Origin of the sequence: Rhodanobacter sp. DHB23 (assembly GCF_014842975.1) — a bacterium.
In the GTDB taxonomy this organism is placed as follows: Bacteria; Pseudomonadota; Gammaproteobacteria; order Xanthomonadales; family Rhodanobacteraceae; genus Rhodanobacter_A.
In genome coordinates this window covers 60,894-74,538 of the sequence record NZ_JACYXK010000020.1, presented here as the reverse complement: position 1 = coordinate 74,538, position 13,645 = coordinate 60,894, and the positions used below count along the sequence as shown (strand labels likewise).

15 protein-coding genes are annotated in these 13,645 nt (G+C 66.2%); 11 read left to right on the top strand and 4 right to left on the bottom strand.

Annotated elements, in window-relative coordinates; translation table 11 throughout:
• The first annotated feature begins 6 nt into the window (after positions 1–6).
• Positions 7–498: a glycine zipper 2TM domain-containing protein gene (locus tag IHE47_RS03510; RefSeq protein ID WP_192104299.1), complete on the top strand. Its 492-nt coding sequence runs from the start codon at positions 7–9 to the stop codon at positions 496–498.
• An 86-nt stretch (positions 499–584) separates the two neighbouring features.
• On the opposite strand, the gene IHE47_RS03505 is transcribed toward IHE47_RS03510, so the two are convergent.
• Both IHE47_RS03505 and IHE47_RS03500 read right to left on the bottom strand, forming a co-directional pair.
• Entirely contained in the window at positions 585–1,019 is a 435-nt protein-coding gene (locus tag IHE47_RS03505; protein ID WP_225561597.1) for a cell wall hydrolase, read from the bottom strand.
• A 462-nt stretch (positions 1,020–1,481) separates the two neighbouring features.
• Entirely contained in the window at positions 1,482–2,285 is an 804-nt protein-coding gene (locus tag IHE47_RS03500) for a folate-binding protein YgfZ (protein WP_192104297.1), read from the bottom strand.
• 369 nt (positions 2,286–2,654) lie between these two features.
• On the opposite strand from IHE47_RS03500, the gene IHE47_RS03495 reads away from it, so the two are divergent.
• The 9 genes from IHE47_RS03495 (at position 2,655) to lolD (ending at position 9,277) form a co-directional block, all read left to right on the top strand.
• Positions 2,655–2,822, top strand: coding sequence for a DUF1674 domain-containing protein (locus tag IHE47_RS03495; RefSeq protein ID WP_192104295.1), 168 nt, complete (start codon positions 2,655–2,657; stop codon positions 2,820–2,822).
• Positions 2,823–2,907: 85 nt separating this feature from the next.
• The gene (gene sdhC / locus IHE47_RS03490; RefSeq protein ID WP_192104293.1) at positions 2,908–3,303 is read left to right on the top strand and encodes a succinate dehydrogenase, cytochrome b556 subunit; all 396 of its coding nucleotides are present in this window, start codon (positions 2,908–2,910) and stop codon (positions 3,301–3,303) included.
• Positions 3,300–3,695 carry a succinate dehydrogenase, hydrophobic membrane anchor protein gene (sdhD, locus tag IHE47_RS03485; protein WP_192104291.1) on the top strand — a complete coding sequence of 132 codons (396 nt, stop codon included), beginning with the start codon at positions 3,300–3,302 and terminating at the stop codon, positions 3,693–3,695. The genes sdhC and sdhD overlap by 4 nt, the downstream gene beginning before the upstream one ends.
• A 4-nt stretch (positions 3,696–3,699) precedes the next feature.
• Complete coding sequence (gene sdhA / locus IHE47_RS03480) at positions 3,700–5,487, top strand: succinate dehydrogenase flavoprotein subunit (protein ID WP_192104289.1); 1,788 nt, start codon at positions 3,700–3,702, stop codon at positions 5,485–5,487.
• Positions 5,488–5,585: 98 nt separating this feature from the next.
• Positions 5,586–6,365 (top strand): succinate dehydrogenase iron-sulfur subunit, encoded by a 780-nt coding sequence (locus IHE47_RS03475; RefSeq protein WP_192104287.1) that lies wholly within the window; start codon positions 5,586–5,588, stop codon positions 6,363–6,365.
• A 184-nt stretch (positions 6,366–6,549) separates the two neighbouring features.
• The gene (locus tag IHE47_RS03470; protein ID WP_192104285.1) at positions 6,550–6,798 is read left to right on the top strand and encodes a succinate dehydrogenase assembly factor 2; all 249 of its coding nucleotides are present in this window, start codon (positions 6,550–6,552) and stop codon (positions 6,796–6,798) included.
• Positions 6,770–7,207: a protein YgfX gene (locus IHE47_RS03465; RefSeq protein ID WP_192104283.1), complete on the top strand. Its 438-nt coding sequence runs from the start codon at positions 6,770–6,772 to the stop codon at positions 7,205–7,207. Before IHE47_RS03470 ends, IHE47_RS03465 begins: the two co-directional genes overlap by 29 nt.
• 107 nt (positions 7,208–7,314) lie before the next feature.
• Positions 7,315–8,556, top strand: coding sequence for a lipoprotein-releasing ABC transporter permease subunit (locus IHE47_RS03460; RefSeq protein WP_192104280.1), 1,242 nt, complete (start codon positions 7,315–7,317; stop codon positions 8,554–8,556).
• The gene (lolD, locus tag IHE47_RS03455) at positions 8,549–9,277 is read left to right on the top strand and encodes a lipoprotein-releasing ABC transporter ATP-binding protein LolD (RefSeq protein ID WP_225561596.1); all 729 of its coding nucleotides are present in this window, start codon (positions 8,549–8,551) and stop codon (positions 9,275–9,277) included. The genes IHE47_RS03460 and lolD overlap by 8 nt, the downstream gene beginning before the upstream one ends.
• Before the next feature lie 34 nt (positions 9,278–9,311).
• Here the strand turns inward: lolD and IHE47_RS03450 are convergent, their stop codons facing one another.
• The gene (locus IHE47_RS03450) at positions 9,312–10,469 is read right to left on the bottom strand and encodes an XVIPCD domain-containing protein (RefSeq protein ID WP_192104278.1); all 1,158 of its coding nucleotides are present in this window, start codon (positions 10,467–10,469) and stop codon (positions 9,312–9,314) included.
• A gap of 13 nt (positions 10,470–10,482) precedes the next feature.
• Positions 10,483–11,058: a hypothetical protein gene (locus tag IHE47_RS03445; protein WP_192104274.1), complete on the bottom strand. Its 576-nt coding sequence runs from the start codon at positions 11,056–11,058 to the stop codon at positions 10,483–10,485.
• Between the two features lie 179 nt (positions 11,059–11,237).
• Between IHE47_RS03445 and IHE47_RS03440 the strand changes: the two genes are divergently transcribed.
• Complete coding sequence (locus IHE47_RS03440) at positions 11,238–13,559, top strand: DNA internalization-related competence protein ComEC/Rec2 (protein ID WP_192104272.1); 2,322 nt, start codon at positions 11,238–11,240, stop codon at positions 13,557–13,559.
• The last annotated feature ends 86 nt before the right edge of the window (positions 13,560–13,645 follow it).

The window sequence follows — 13,645 nt, the reverse complement described above, 5'->3', positions numbered from 1 at the left end:
ATCGCGATGAACGCATTCATGCGTGGCATGGTTCCGGCGATCGCGCTTGCGATCGGGCTGGCGCTGTCCGGTTGCGTCACCAATCCGGGCTACGGCAATGGCGGCTATCGCCAGGGCTACGGTCAGGCCTATGGCGCGGGCTACGCCCGTTGCCAGCAGGGATGTGGCGTGGTGCAGGACGTGCGGCCGGTGTACATCGACAACGGCAACCCGAATGGCGGCGCGCTGGGCGCGGTGATCGGCGCGGTGGCCGGCGGCGTACTCGGCAGCACCATCGGCAAGGGTGATGGCCGCACGGCCACCACGGTGGTGGGCGCATTGGCGGGTGGCGTCGTCGGCAACCAGATCGGACAGAACTCCGGCGGCGGCAGCAACGCGTGGCGCATCGTGATACGGCTGGACAATGGCCAGTACGCCACGGTGACGCAGCGCGAGGACCCACGCGTGCGCAACGGCGATTACGTGCAGATCGCCAACGGGCTCGTCTATCCGATGTGATGGTTAGCTGTCTGGACGGATGGATGTCTGGACGTCCAAATGAAAAATGCTCTCGCAAGAGGGCATTTTTTGTGGCTTCCGTTGATTCAATTTACCGCGTAGAACGTGTGGTCGCCGATGGTGATGCCGGTCTTGTTGCGCGACCATGCGGGAGTCACCGCGGCGGTCGCGAAGTGATCGGCGTGCGGCACCAGAAGGCGGCGCCGGTTTGCCGGCAATTGCCAGTCGTGGATCGTCTGGCCTGCGATCTCCCACGCCTTGTGGAAGGAGTCGAGGCTGTTGATCTCGAACGAGCCGGGTGTGGTGGTGGTGGCGAACTGGTGCGGCGCCATCACGACCTCGCACACCGTGCCGCCCCATTGACCACGTTCGCGGCGGCGCATCGCCACTTCGGCAACGGCCATCTGGCCGACGGTGGGTTGGCTGCGCGCCTCCAGGTACACCGTCGTCGCCAGGCAGGCCTGGTTTGCGACGGGTTGTGGCATCAGGGTGGTCAGCCACAACAACATGGAAAGTTTCATTTCTGCCTCCAGCGTGCTGTACGCGCGGACGATGCGTTGTCCTTTGCGCCGTTGCGGTGGACGGGCGGGCAGGCCGTTCCACCTGGATTGAATCGCGCAACCGAAACTTGTGGCTGGGCGAAGTGCCACGGGATTGTGGCGTTCGAATGGCGGTGTCTCTGTGCCGATCGAAGGATGTTGTCGCGGCGTTGCGCGGTACCTGTGCCGTGTAGCCTGCGACGTTTTCCGCACTCAGGCGGTTGTTCCATCCGGTGGTCTTCACCGGGTCGCGCCGATTCGGAATCTTCCGGTTCGTCGCGTGTTTCTGCCGCACCGATGACGGGTGTCGGGCCAAAAGGATTGGGGGAGCCTAGCGGCGGTTTTTTTTCGCGGCAAGTGCCGCGTCGTTTCGATTCACCCCAAACTCACACAAATCGATGACGAAAGTGAACGATTGTTCACGGATGCGCGACGATGTGCGAATCAATTCTCCCATCGATGTTGCAAGCGCAGTACGAGCTCGTCGTCGAACTGCGGCGTGGCGTCGTCTGCGGACACCGACATGATGTCGTCATTCACTACGGCGAGTGCATCGATGCAGTTGTCGTGCGCGATGACATCGAGCAGCACGCCGACGTCGTGGCCTTCGCGGTGCAACGTGGTGCCGGGTGTCGCGTCGTATGCCAGCTGCACTGTGCACAGGTGCCGTTTGTGTCCGCCACGCCAGTGCAGTCGCGCAACGATCTCCTGGCCGGGGTAGCAGCCCTTGTCGATGGCGACGGCGTGCAGGCGATGCAGCGACAACGCGGGTGGCAACAGGGTGTCGAGTGTCGAAGGAGGCAGCCACGGCCAGCCGAGTTGCAGTTGCGGCAATCGCCAACGCACGTCGCCTTCACCGTCCGTGGCGATGCGCAAGCCGTGCGCGCCGCAGCCAAGCACGATGTCGTTCCGTGCGACGAGTGCTTCATGCAGTGGCAGCGCGGCAGCGATGGATGGCACGCGCCACGGCGAGGCGGTGATCGTGAGTCTGGAGCGGAACACGTAGCGGCGCAGTGCTTCGCGCAGCGCATCCGCTTCGCCGCCGCGCAGCAGCAGCAACAGGCGTTGCTCGTCGAGGCGCACGAGATGGAACAGCACGCGCACGCGTCCCTGGGCATTCAGCCACGCGCTGAACTGCCACGCGCCGATGGCGAGCGATTGGACGTTGCTGCTGAATTGCGCGTGCGCGAAGGCGAGCGCATCGGGGCCTTCGATCAGCAGGGTTTCGGCGGGGCGGGGAGTCGACATAGGCGGATCAAGATGTGGCCGGCAGGGGCAGAGCGCAAGTCGTCGCGATCTCGGGGCCTGTCCAGCTATCTCCGGATCGCACGCACTGGGAGCTGTTTGCGCGCAGGCCAGGTGAATAGGGAAGTGGACGTTCGTCCACGACCGGGTGATGACGCCGGCGTGCGCGCAAACAGACCCGATCCTCATGGGTTGCCTTGCCATGGCCGCCATGCAGTGGCACGCGGCTTGGCCTGCCAAACCGGGCAGGCGCTGCGCCACGCACTGCCACTCGATGGCCACGGCAAGGCAACGCGGAGATACTGGACAGGCTCTTAGTCAAGGTTGTGCGGCATTGCCGCAAGTATTAATCTCCCGCCGCTTGCGATGACCATGTCCGACACTTCCCGCCCAACCGAATCCAGTCCCGCTTCCGCTCCGGCGGAAACCGTGGCCGTGCCCGCGCGACCCGCGGGGGAGAAGGCGGCGACGGAGCGGCCGGCGCTCGATCCCACCCGCTACGGCGATTGGGAGAAGAACGGGCGCTGCATCGATTTCTGATGCGTCGCGCGACGGCAGGGGTCGTCGTGCGGAGGCGGTTCGGCTTGGCAGGCAGCTTCAGCGATTCCACTTCAGGATAGCCGCCATGGCAGACACGCGACGACCGCTCTCTCCGCACATACAGATCTACAAGTGGCAAGTGCAGATGGTGACCTCCATCCTGCATCGTGCCACCGGCATCGCGTTGGCCGTGGGCACGCTGCTGGTGGTGTGGGGCCTGCTCTCGCTGGCCGCCGGCGAAGCCGCCTTCGACCAGTTCAAGGTCTGCATCGGCAGCCCGCTGGGCATGGTCCTGCTGGTCGGCTGGAGCTGGGCGCTGTTCTACCACCTGTGCAACGGCACCCGTCACCTGCTGCAGGACGCCGGCGCGGGTTATGCGATCCCGCAGTTCGTGCGTTCGAGCTGGCTGTCGGTGATCGTCAGCCTGCTGCTGGTCGTCGTCGTCTGGGCCTGCGTGCTGACCTGTGGAGGTGCCGCATGAGCGCGAATGCGAAAGACCTGCGCAACCCGTTGAAGCGTGCGCGCGGCTTCGGCTCCGCGCAGTCGGGCGTGGGCCACTGGTGGACGCAGCGCGTCACCGCCGCCGCGCTGATCCTGCTCGGCCTGTGGTTCGTGTTCACCGTGCTGTCGCTGACGCACGCCGACTACGCCACGGCGAAAGCCGCGGTGGCGAAGCCGTGGAATGCGCTGCTGCTGATCCTGTTCGTGGTCACCATGTTCTGGCACGCCGTGCTCGGCCTGCAGGTGGTGATCGAAGACTACGTGCACACCCGCTGGAAGGAAGTGGTCCTGCTGGTGGCGATCAAGTTCCTCGCGGTGCTGGGCGCGCTCGCGGGCGTGCTGGCCGTGCTGCGCATCGCATTGGGAGTTTGAGACCGTGGAAAGCTACAAGATCCAGCAGCACAAGTTCGACGTGATCGTGGTCGGCGCCGGCGGCGCGGGCCTGCGCGCCACCTTCGGCCTGGCCGAGAAGGGCCTCAAGACCGCGTGCATCACCAAGGTGTTCCCGACCCGCTCGCACACTGTCGCGGCGCAGGGCGGCATCGCCGCCGCGCTCGGCAACATGGGCGAGGACGACTGGCGCTTCCATTTCTACGACACCATCAAGGGTTCGGACTGGCTGGGCGACCAGGACGCGATCGAGTACATGTGCCGCGAGGCGATCCCCTCGATCTACGAGCTGGAACACTACGGCGTGCCGTTCTCGCGCACCGACGAAGGCCGCATCTACCAGCGCCCGTTCGGCGGCATGACCACGCATTACGGCAAGGGCACCGCGCAGCGCACCTGCGCCGCGGCGGACCGCACCGGCCACGCCATCCTGCACACGCTGTACCAGCAGGCGCTGGCGCATGACGCGACCTTCTTCATCGAATACTTCGCGATCGACCTGATCTTCGACGACGAAGGCGTCTGCCGCGGCGTGTTGGCCCTCGACATGAACGAGGGCACGCTGCACCTGTTCCGCGGCCAGGCCGTGGTGCTGGCCACCGGCGGCTACGGCCGCGCCTACTTCAGCGCCACCTCGGCGCATACCTGCACCGGCGACGGCGGCGGCATGGTGCTGCGCGCGGGCCTGGCGCTGCAGGACCTGGAGTTCGTGCAGTTCCATCCCACCGGCATCTACGGCGCGGGCTGCCTGATCACCGAGGGCGTGCGCGGCGAAGGCGGCTACCTCACCAACTCCAATGGCGAGCGCTTCATGGAGCGCTATGCACCGAGCGCGAAGGACCTGGCCTCGCGCGACGTGGTCAGCCGCGCCATCACCATCGAGGTGCGCGAAGGCCGCGGCGTGGGCGAGCACAAGGACCACGCCTTCCTCAACCTGATGCATCTCGGCCCCGAGGTCATCCACGAACGCCTGCCAGGCATCGCCGAGTCGGCGCGCATCTTCGCCGGCGTGGACGTGACCAAGGAACCGATCCCGATCCTGCCCACCGTGCACTACAACATGGGCGGCATCCCGACCAATTACCACGGCGAAGTGGTGCAGAAGAAGGGCGACGACGTCGATGCCGTGGTGCCGGGTCTGTTCGCCATCGGTGAGGCGGCCTGCGTGTCCGTGCACGGCGCCAACCGCCTGGGTTCCAACTCGCTGCTCGACCTGGTGGTGTTCGGCCGCGCGGTGTCACACCGCTGCGCCGAGCTGATCAAGCCCGGCCTGGCGCACAAGGACCTGCCGGCCAGTGCACTGGACAAGGCGCTGGCCCGCTTCGACGGCCTGCGCCATGCCGACGGCGAACTGCCGACCGCGAAGATCCGCCTCGACATGCAGCGCACCATGCAGTCCGACGCCGCGGTGTTCCGCACCGGCGAGACGCTGAAGGAAGGCTGCGCCAAGATCGACGCCGTGCACGAGTCGTTCAAGCACGTGCGTACCAGCGACCGCTCGCTGGTGTGGAACTCCGACCTGATCGAGACGCTGGAGCTGGCCAACCTGCTCGACCAGGCGGTGGGCACCATGCACTCTGCCGAGCAGCGCACCGAGAGCCGCGGTGCCCACGCGCGCGAGGATTTCCCCGACCGCGACGACCACAACTGGCAGAAGCACACCATGGTCAAGGTGGACGAGGACGGCAAGGTTGGCTTCGACTTCCGCCCGGTGCACATGTACACCCTGACCGACGAGGTCGAGGTGGTGCCGCCGAAGAAGCGCGTCTATTGATCGTCCGTAGGAGCGGCTTCAAGCCGCGACCGGTATCCGCATCAGGCAGTGATCGGGGCTGAAGCCCCTCCTACATGCAAGATTGAAGGGTTCAGCATATGGCAGAGTTTTCGCTACCCAAGAATTCCAAGATCCAGCCCGGCAAGCACTTCCCGGCGAAGGATGCGAAGAAGCCTCGTACCTTCCGCATCTATCGCTGGAGCCCGGACGACGGCCAGAACCCGCGCATCGACACCTACGAGGTGGACATGGCCGCGTGCGGCCCGATGGTCCTGGACGCGCTGCTGAAGATCAAGAACGAGATCGACCCCACGCTCACGTTGCGCCGCTCCTGTCGCGAGGGCATCTGCGGTTCGTGTGCGATGAACATCGACGGCACCAACACGCTGGCATGCATCTGCGCCGTGGACAGCGTGGCCAAGGGCGACGTGAAGATCTACCCGCTGCCGCACATGCCGGTGGTGAAGGATCTGGTGCCCGACCTCACGCATTTCTACGCGCAGTTCGCCTCGATCAAGCCGTGGATGCGCACGCAGAGCGCCAAGCCGGACCGCGAGCGCCTGCAGTCGCCGGAAGACCGCAAGAAGCTCGACGGCCTGTACGAGTGCATCCTGTGCGCCTGCTGCTCCACCAGCTGCCCGAGCTACTGGTGGAACGGTGACCGCTATCTCGGCCCGGCCATCCTGCTGCAGGCCTACCGCTGGATCGTGGACAGCCGCGACGAGGACACCGGCGCGCGCCTGGACGACCTGGAAGACCCGTTCAAGCTCTACCGCTGCCACACCATCATGAACTGCGCGCGCACCTGCCCGAAGGGGTTGAACCCGGCCAAGGCAATCGCGGAGATCAAGAAGCTGATGGTGGAGCGCCGCGCGTAAGAGACATCTTCCCTTCTCCCCGCCGGGGAGAAGGTGCCCGCAGGGCGGATGAGGGGCGGGTGCTTGCGGGAAGGCCAATCAAAGCACTCTTTCCGGAATAACCATTCCGCAAGATTGGCCCCTCACCTCAATCCTCTCCCCGCAGGGAGAGGAGGCAAAGGAGGCGCTTCGCGCGCATTGCCCCATGGAAGCTGCCCGCATCAAACGCCTCCGCTGGCGCACCCGCCGCGGCACCCGCGAGCTCGACGCGCTGTTCGGCGGCTGGCTGGACGAAGCCTTCCCGCATGCCGACGAGGCGCAGCAGCAGGCCTTCGACGAACTGCTCGACGTGCAGGACCCAGACCTGTGGGACTGGGTGATGGGACACGCGAAGGCGCCGCGCGCGGACTGGCAGGCGATCATCGATGACATCCGCGCCCGCCATCGGCTTTGAATACCGTCCCTCGCACTGGCTGCCGCGACTGCTGTGGTCGCTGGCGATGCTGGTGCTGCTCGCCATCGCTTCTTGCGGGCTGCCGACCTGGTTGAAGCTCATCCTGGCCGTGCTGGCGGTCGCACTGGTATTCCACGCCGTGCGCCGCCATCGGGCTTCGCCGGTGATGGCTGCAGGCTGGAGCGGCGAAGGCGGCTGGAGCCTGCACCTTGCCGACCGCAGCGACGCGCCGGCCCGTCTGGCCTCGTTCCGCGTGCTGGGCGCATGCATCCTGCTGCGCCTGCGCACGGCTGCTCTGGGCGAACAGGTGTTGCTGCTGGCGCCCGACAACAGCGACGCGGACACCCGGCGCCGCCTGCGCATGCGCCTCGCCACGGTACAGGCGGGGCAGGCTGCCGCGCGCATCTGAACCTTTTCCACGCGGGCACTTCGCCTTGCCTGCGTTGTCTGTGCGAATGCCGGATAATGCCGGCTCCTTCGGGCGCGCCGCCCATCACTTCCTATTGCGACCTGCCCATGTTCCGACCGCTAGAGCTTTTCATCGGCCTGCGCTACACCCGAGCCAAGCGTCGCAACCAGTTCATTTCCTTCATCTCGGCCGTTTCCATCGTCTGCATCTCGATGAGCGTGATCGCGATCATCACCGTGATGTCGGTGATGAACGGCTTCGGCTACCAGATGAAGACGCGCATCCTCGGCGCGATCTCGCACGCCACCATCTCCGGCATCGGCCAGGGCATGGAGGACTGGCCGCTTGCACTGAAAGCCGCCCAGGCCAACCCGCACGTGAAGGGTGCCGCGCCCTACGTGGAAATCCAGGCGCTGCTGCAGGGCCGGGCCACGGCCGGCGCGATGGTGCGCGGCATCGATCCCGCGCTGGAACCCAGGGTGGTCGACATCGGCCAGCACATGGTGCACGGCAAGCTCGACGAACTCACGCCGGGCAGCTGGAACATCGTGCTGGGGCAGGATCTCGCCACCCAGCTTGGCGTGGGCGTGGGCGACCAGGTGGTGATGGCGGTGTCGGAAATGCGCGCCACCCCGTTCGGCGGCGTGCCGCGCATGCGCGGCTTCCACGTGGTGGGCACCTTCACCATGGGCATGGAGCAGTTCGACTCCGGCCTCGCGCTGGTCAACATCCAGGATGCCGAGAAGCTCAACAGCCTGGACGGTCCCAGCGGCATCCGCCTGAAGCTGGACGACCTCTTCAACGCCCGCCCGGTGGCGCACGAGCTGGCCGACCAGCTGGGGCCGGTCTACCAGGTGCGGACGTGGGACCAGGACAACGCCAACCTGTTCTCCGCCTTGTCGATGGAGAAGCTGGTGATGTTCATCATCCTCTCGCTGATCGTGCTGGTGGCGGTGATCAACCTGATCTCGATGCTGATGATGCTGGTCACCGACAAGCAGGCCGACATTGCCATCCTGCGCACCCTGGGCGCCACGCCGCGCAGCATCATGGCCATGTTCATGGTACAGGGCGTGCTGGTGGGCCTGGTCGGCATCGGCATCGGCGTCGGGCTGGGCGCGCTGCTGTCGTGGAAGCTGCCGGGCATCGTCAAGTGGATCGAGCACGTGTTCCACGTGCAGTTCCTCTCGCCGGACGTGTACTACATCAGCGAGGTGCCCAGCCGGCTGGACTGGAGCGACGTGGGCTGGGTGGCGCTGGTCACCTTCGCGTTCTCGCTGCTGGCCACCCTGTATCCCGCGTGGCGCGCCTCGCGCACGCAGCCGGCGCAGGCGCTGCGCTATGAGTGAGAAGAACCCGATGCCGTCGAACATACCTTTGTCGAGCGGGCCCGTGCTGCGCGCCACCCGCGTGGCCAAGACCTATGCCGAAGGCGGCCTGCGCACCGAGGTGCTCGCCGACGTCAGCTTCGAGCTGAAGCGCGGCGAGACCATGGCCATCGTGGGTGCCTCCGGCACCGGCAAGAGCACCCTGCTGCACATCCTGGGCGGCCTGGACACGTTGAGCGCGGGCGAGGTGGAGGTGGATGGCCGCCAGCTCTCCAGACTCTCCGACGCCGAGCGCGGCCGCGTGCGCAACCGTTCGCTGGGCTTCGTCTACCAGTTCCACCACCTGCTGCCCGAGTTCACCGCGCTGGAGAACGTGTGCATGCCGCTGCTGATCCGCGGCACGGCGATTGCCGATGCGCGCAGGCAGGCATCGGCATTGCTGGAGCGGGTGGGTCTCGGCGCGCGCCTTGACCACAAGCCGGCCGAGCTCTCCGGCGGCGAGCGCCAGCGCTGCGCGGTGGCGCGTGCGCTGGTGACCAAGCCGGCCTGCGTGCTGGGCGACGAACCCACCGGCAACCTCGACGAAGGCAACGCGGCGCAGGTCTACGAGCTGATGCTGGAGCTCAATCGCGAAGTGGGTACCAGTTTCATCCTGGTCACGCATGACACGCGACTGGCGGCGCGGATGGATCGCACGCTGGTGTTGCATGAAGGGGTGTTGCGGGAGCAGGCACGCGGGTGAGGTTTGACCGCCTCACTTTTCGAAGTCAGGAAAGTCAGATGACCATGGCCTGGGATGGCGCGGTCGGTTGAACGCCTGGTGTGGGAGTGGTGACGGGCGGCTGGATAGCGGCGGCGAGATCGGAGCTTTGCGCCATTGCCGTTTGCGTGGCCTTGACCGTATCGACAGCGCCGTACTTGTCGGTCTCCATGAGTGAACCGGCCTTCTGGACGATGAAGACCCTGCTGTTGCCGTCCCCAAGGGCTACCTGGTCGATGCGTGTCATGCCTTCACGTTTGGCCTCGACGACCAGTGCGGCGGCTATGTTATGGCTTTGCCCATCAACAGTGCGGCCATGTTGCGCATCAAGCTTGCTCACACCCGCCAGCGCCTGTTCGTACAGGGCATGATCGGGATTGCGCGGATCGCCCAAATGATGGAGGGCGTCCTGTCGGGTATGCGATTGCAACGCCGAGCGCATGGCTTGCTGCGTCAGCGGGCCGGCCTTGCCATCCACAGCAAGATGATGGTCGTGCTGGAAGCGTTCCACGGCATGGCGTGTCTGGATGCCGAAGTCGCCGTCGGCTTCGAGGGGCTGGCCTCGATCCTGGCCGTAACCCAACTTCGCCAGGTCAGCTTGCAGGGCGGTGACAGCCGTGCCGTGGGTGCCTTGCTCCAGGATCGCTTGCTGATGTAGCTGACTATCCGGCGAGTGGTATCCGGTTGCCTCCAGTGTTTGCGCTGCCTTGATGGCGTTCTGCATGGTCGGGCTATTGAACACGCGCACCAAGCCTTCGGCGTAGTGTGGGTCGGTGGCATAGCCCGCTTGTTGCAGGGCGGCCGATTCTTTTTCAAGGCTGCCCTTGGTGCCTTCGTCAAACAGGCCGGCTTTGGCATAGCGCGGGTTGTCGCGCAGAAACTCGACACGATCCCGTAATGCTTCCTCGTCGGAGCCATATACGCGGAAGGACTGATCCTTCCAGACCTTCTGGCCGTTTTCGATCTCCCAGACATTGAATGTCTTGCTCGGCCCGTGCCAACTGGGATCGGCCTTGATGTTGAAGATGTTGTGACTACCGGGAAGCTGGTGTTGTCCCCAACCGGTTTCCTGCGCGGCCTGGGCCAGGATGGTTTGCCAGGCCATGCCGGTTTCATTGGAGACTTCAACAGCCGCTGGATACAACCCGGCAATGAAGCTTTCCTTCTCGTTCATGATGCGCTTCCCTTCAAGGATGCAGGTTCATCGGAGCCTTCAGGGAGAAGTCCACGGGCCCATCCCGGTTGGAAAGCAATGCGTATTTTCCCGTGACGATCAAACTGTTTTCCTGCAAGACGAAGTGCTGGTCGCCGTCATCAACCCATGTCGTGTGGGCTGCGCCGACGTTCGGTGCATCGATTGGCGTTGAGGTCACGACAGCGCCGGTGGAACGGTCGAGTGCGACGATTTCAAGCAGCGTCTGCGATATGGTCTGTTCGGACTGCGTGTCGCCTTGCACCAGCACATAGAGCGTAGACGGCGTGCCGACACAATGCGTTGCCCTGGCCTGGTAGGTGTGGGCGGGTAAAGGCAAGGTGACATGCCATGCCGCGGTGCCGGACGAATTTTCGAGATAGACCACAGGCTTTTCGTTCATGCCGTCGTCGTCGGTCTGCGCGCCGGCCAGGCAGTTTTGCCCGGCACCGATGCCTGGCTTCGCATAGAGGCTGACACTGGTGGGGGGGGCGAAATTGGTGCCGGCGGCACACACGCCTGTACCCAAGAGGCAGGCAAGCACGGCGATCAAGGGGCGAGTGGCTTTCATGTCGGTCCTCTGGAGTGCGTGCAGGTAGAAGTCGAAGCAGGTTCGGACATGTTGTCCCAACAAAGAGTGAAGTAAACCTGGACCAGCCTGCGGCAAGGCATAGTCCTACATGCCTTTCGTCCGATACCGCGCCGCAGGCGGGGTAGCCTCGATGCGATCCATCCGGCATCGGGCGGAGCATGGCGCTGGCGTTCGACAAACCGTTCACCGCGACGCTGGCGGCGCCTGTCCTGCTGCTTGGCGTGCTTGCCGTGCAATGGCTGCCGGCGTTGCCGCCGCGTTGGCTGTCGATGCTGTCGTTGCTCCTTGTGGCCGCGGCCTTCTGGTGCTGGCCGCGCTGGCGGTTGCCCTTGTGCGGTTGCGCGGGCGTGTCGTGGGCGATGGCCTGCGGCGCGGGGGCGATGGACGCGCGTTTGCCGAGGGACCTGGAGGGGCGCGACTTCGCGGTGACCGGGCGCATCGCGGAATTGCCGCTGGTGCGCGAGGACGCCACCCGCTTCGCGCTGTACGTCGATGGCGCCACGCTGGACGGCAAACCGGTGCCCTTGCGCGGACGCACGATGGTGTCGTGGTACGACGACGCGCCGCCGCTGGCTCCCTGCGAGCGCTGGCGCCTGTCGCTGCGGCTGAAACGACCGCGCGGCCTGCTCGATCCCGGTGCGTCGGACGGCGAGCGTACGGCCTTGCAACGGCGCATCGTGGCCACCGGCTACGTGCGCGGGGATGCCGCCAATGCGCGGACAGGCCGCGCGGCATGGTGCGTGGACGGCGTGCGCGATGCCGTCTCGCGCGGCATCGCGGCGCGGGTCGGCGATCCGCACGATGCCGCGCTGCTGCGGGCGTTCTCGGTGGGCGACACGCGTGGCTTGAGCCAGCAGGATTGGGAGGTCGCGCGCGCCAACGGCATTCCGCACCTGATCGCGATTTCCGGTTTCCACGTGGGCGTGGTGGCGGTGATCGGTGCGTGGCTGGTCGGCGCGCTGTACCTGTTGTGGCCGGGATTGGCCCTGCGCCTGCCGCGCGCGCAGGCGCAGGCCGCCGCTGCCTTGCTGGCGGCAGGAGCGTACGGCGCACTGGCCGGCTTTGGCCTGCCCACCGTGCGCACGCTGCTGATGATCGCGGTGGTGGCGCTGGCGCGCTGCTCGCGGCGCGGCGGCCATGGCGCGCATTCGCTGGCCTTGGCCGTGATCGCGATCCTCGCGTTCGATCCCTTGTCGGTGCTGGCGGCGGGCTTCTGGTTGTCGTTCACCGGGGTGGCCTTGTTGATGCTGTGCCTGCAGTCACGAGGTCGTGGCCTGCGCGCTTTCCTGCACGAGCTCACGGCCGGCCAGCTGCTGATGACGCTGTCGCTGTTGCCGCTGACCCTCTGGTTCTTCGGCGAGGCCTCGCTGGTGGGGGCGCTCTCCAACCTCGTCGCGGTGCCGTTCGTGAGTTTCGTCATCGTGCCATGCGTATTGCTGGGCACCGTATTGCTGGGCTTGTGCCCGCCCCTGGCCGCACCGGTGCTGGGGCTGGCGGCAAGGCTCGCGCACGCGCAGTGGTGGCTGCTGGAACGCATGGCGACCTGGCCGGGCGCGCACTGGTATCTGCCCGAGGTGTGGCCGTGGGCATTGCTGCTGGCCACGCTGGGCGCGTTGTGGCTGTTCATGCCGCGCGGCTTGCCGTTGCGCGCATTGGGCCTCGCGTTGTTCCTGCCCTTGCTGTGGCCGTCGTTGCCGAAGCCGGCTGCAGGTGCGTTCGAGGCGTGGGTGCTGGACGTGGGGCAGGGCTTGTCGGTGCTGCTGCGTACCCGCGACCACGTCTTGTTGTACGACACCGGCGCGCGCTATCCCTCGGGCTACGACCTGGGCGAGGCGGCGGTGCTGCCATCGATCCGGGCCCTGGGCATCGCACGGCTGGACGTGCTGATGGTGAGCCATGCGGACAACGACCATGCCGGCGGCGCCGATGCCGTGGTGGCCGCATACCCGCAGGCAGTGCGCTATGCAGGCGAACCCGCGCGCATGCATGTGCCCATGCGGGCCTGCGCGGCTGGACAGGCGTGGGTGTGGGACGGCGTGCGCTTCCGCGTGCTCAGCCCGGCGGCAGATGCGGGCGGCAAGGACAACGACCGCTCCTGCGTGCTGCTGGTGGAGGGCACGGGGAATGCGTTCCTGCTCACCGGGGACATCAGTTCGAAAGTCGAGCCGGCCGTGGCGGAGGCGCTGGACGATGGCCCGTCGCCGGTGCTGCTGGTGCCGCATCACGGCAGCAAGACTTCGTCCGGCGCGGATTTCATCGATGCGGTGGATCCGCCGTTCGCCATCGTCTCCGCCGGCTGGCGCAACCGCTTCGGCCACCCCAGGCCGGAGGTGCTGGCGCGCTACGCGGAGGCGGGCGTGCCGGTGCTGAACACCGCCGACAACGGCGCGATCGCGCTGGACTTTCCCCGCGACGGGCCGGCCCGGGTGGCGGCGCGCTGGCGGCTGCGCGATCCGCGCTACTGGCGCGAGCGGCCTTGAAGCACACCCTGCTTTTGCTCGTCATTCCGGCGAAGGCCGGAATCCGGCAGCGGCCAAGCGTGCCTGTCCATCCGGTCACCGGATGA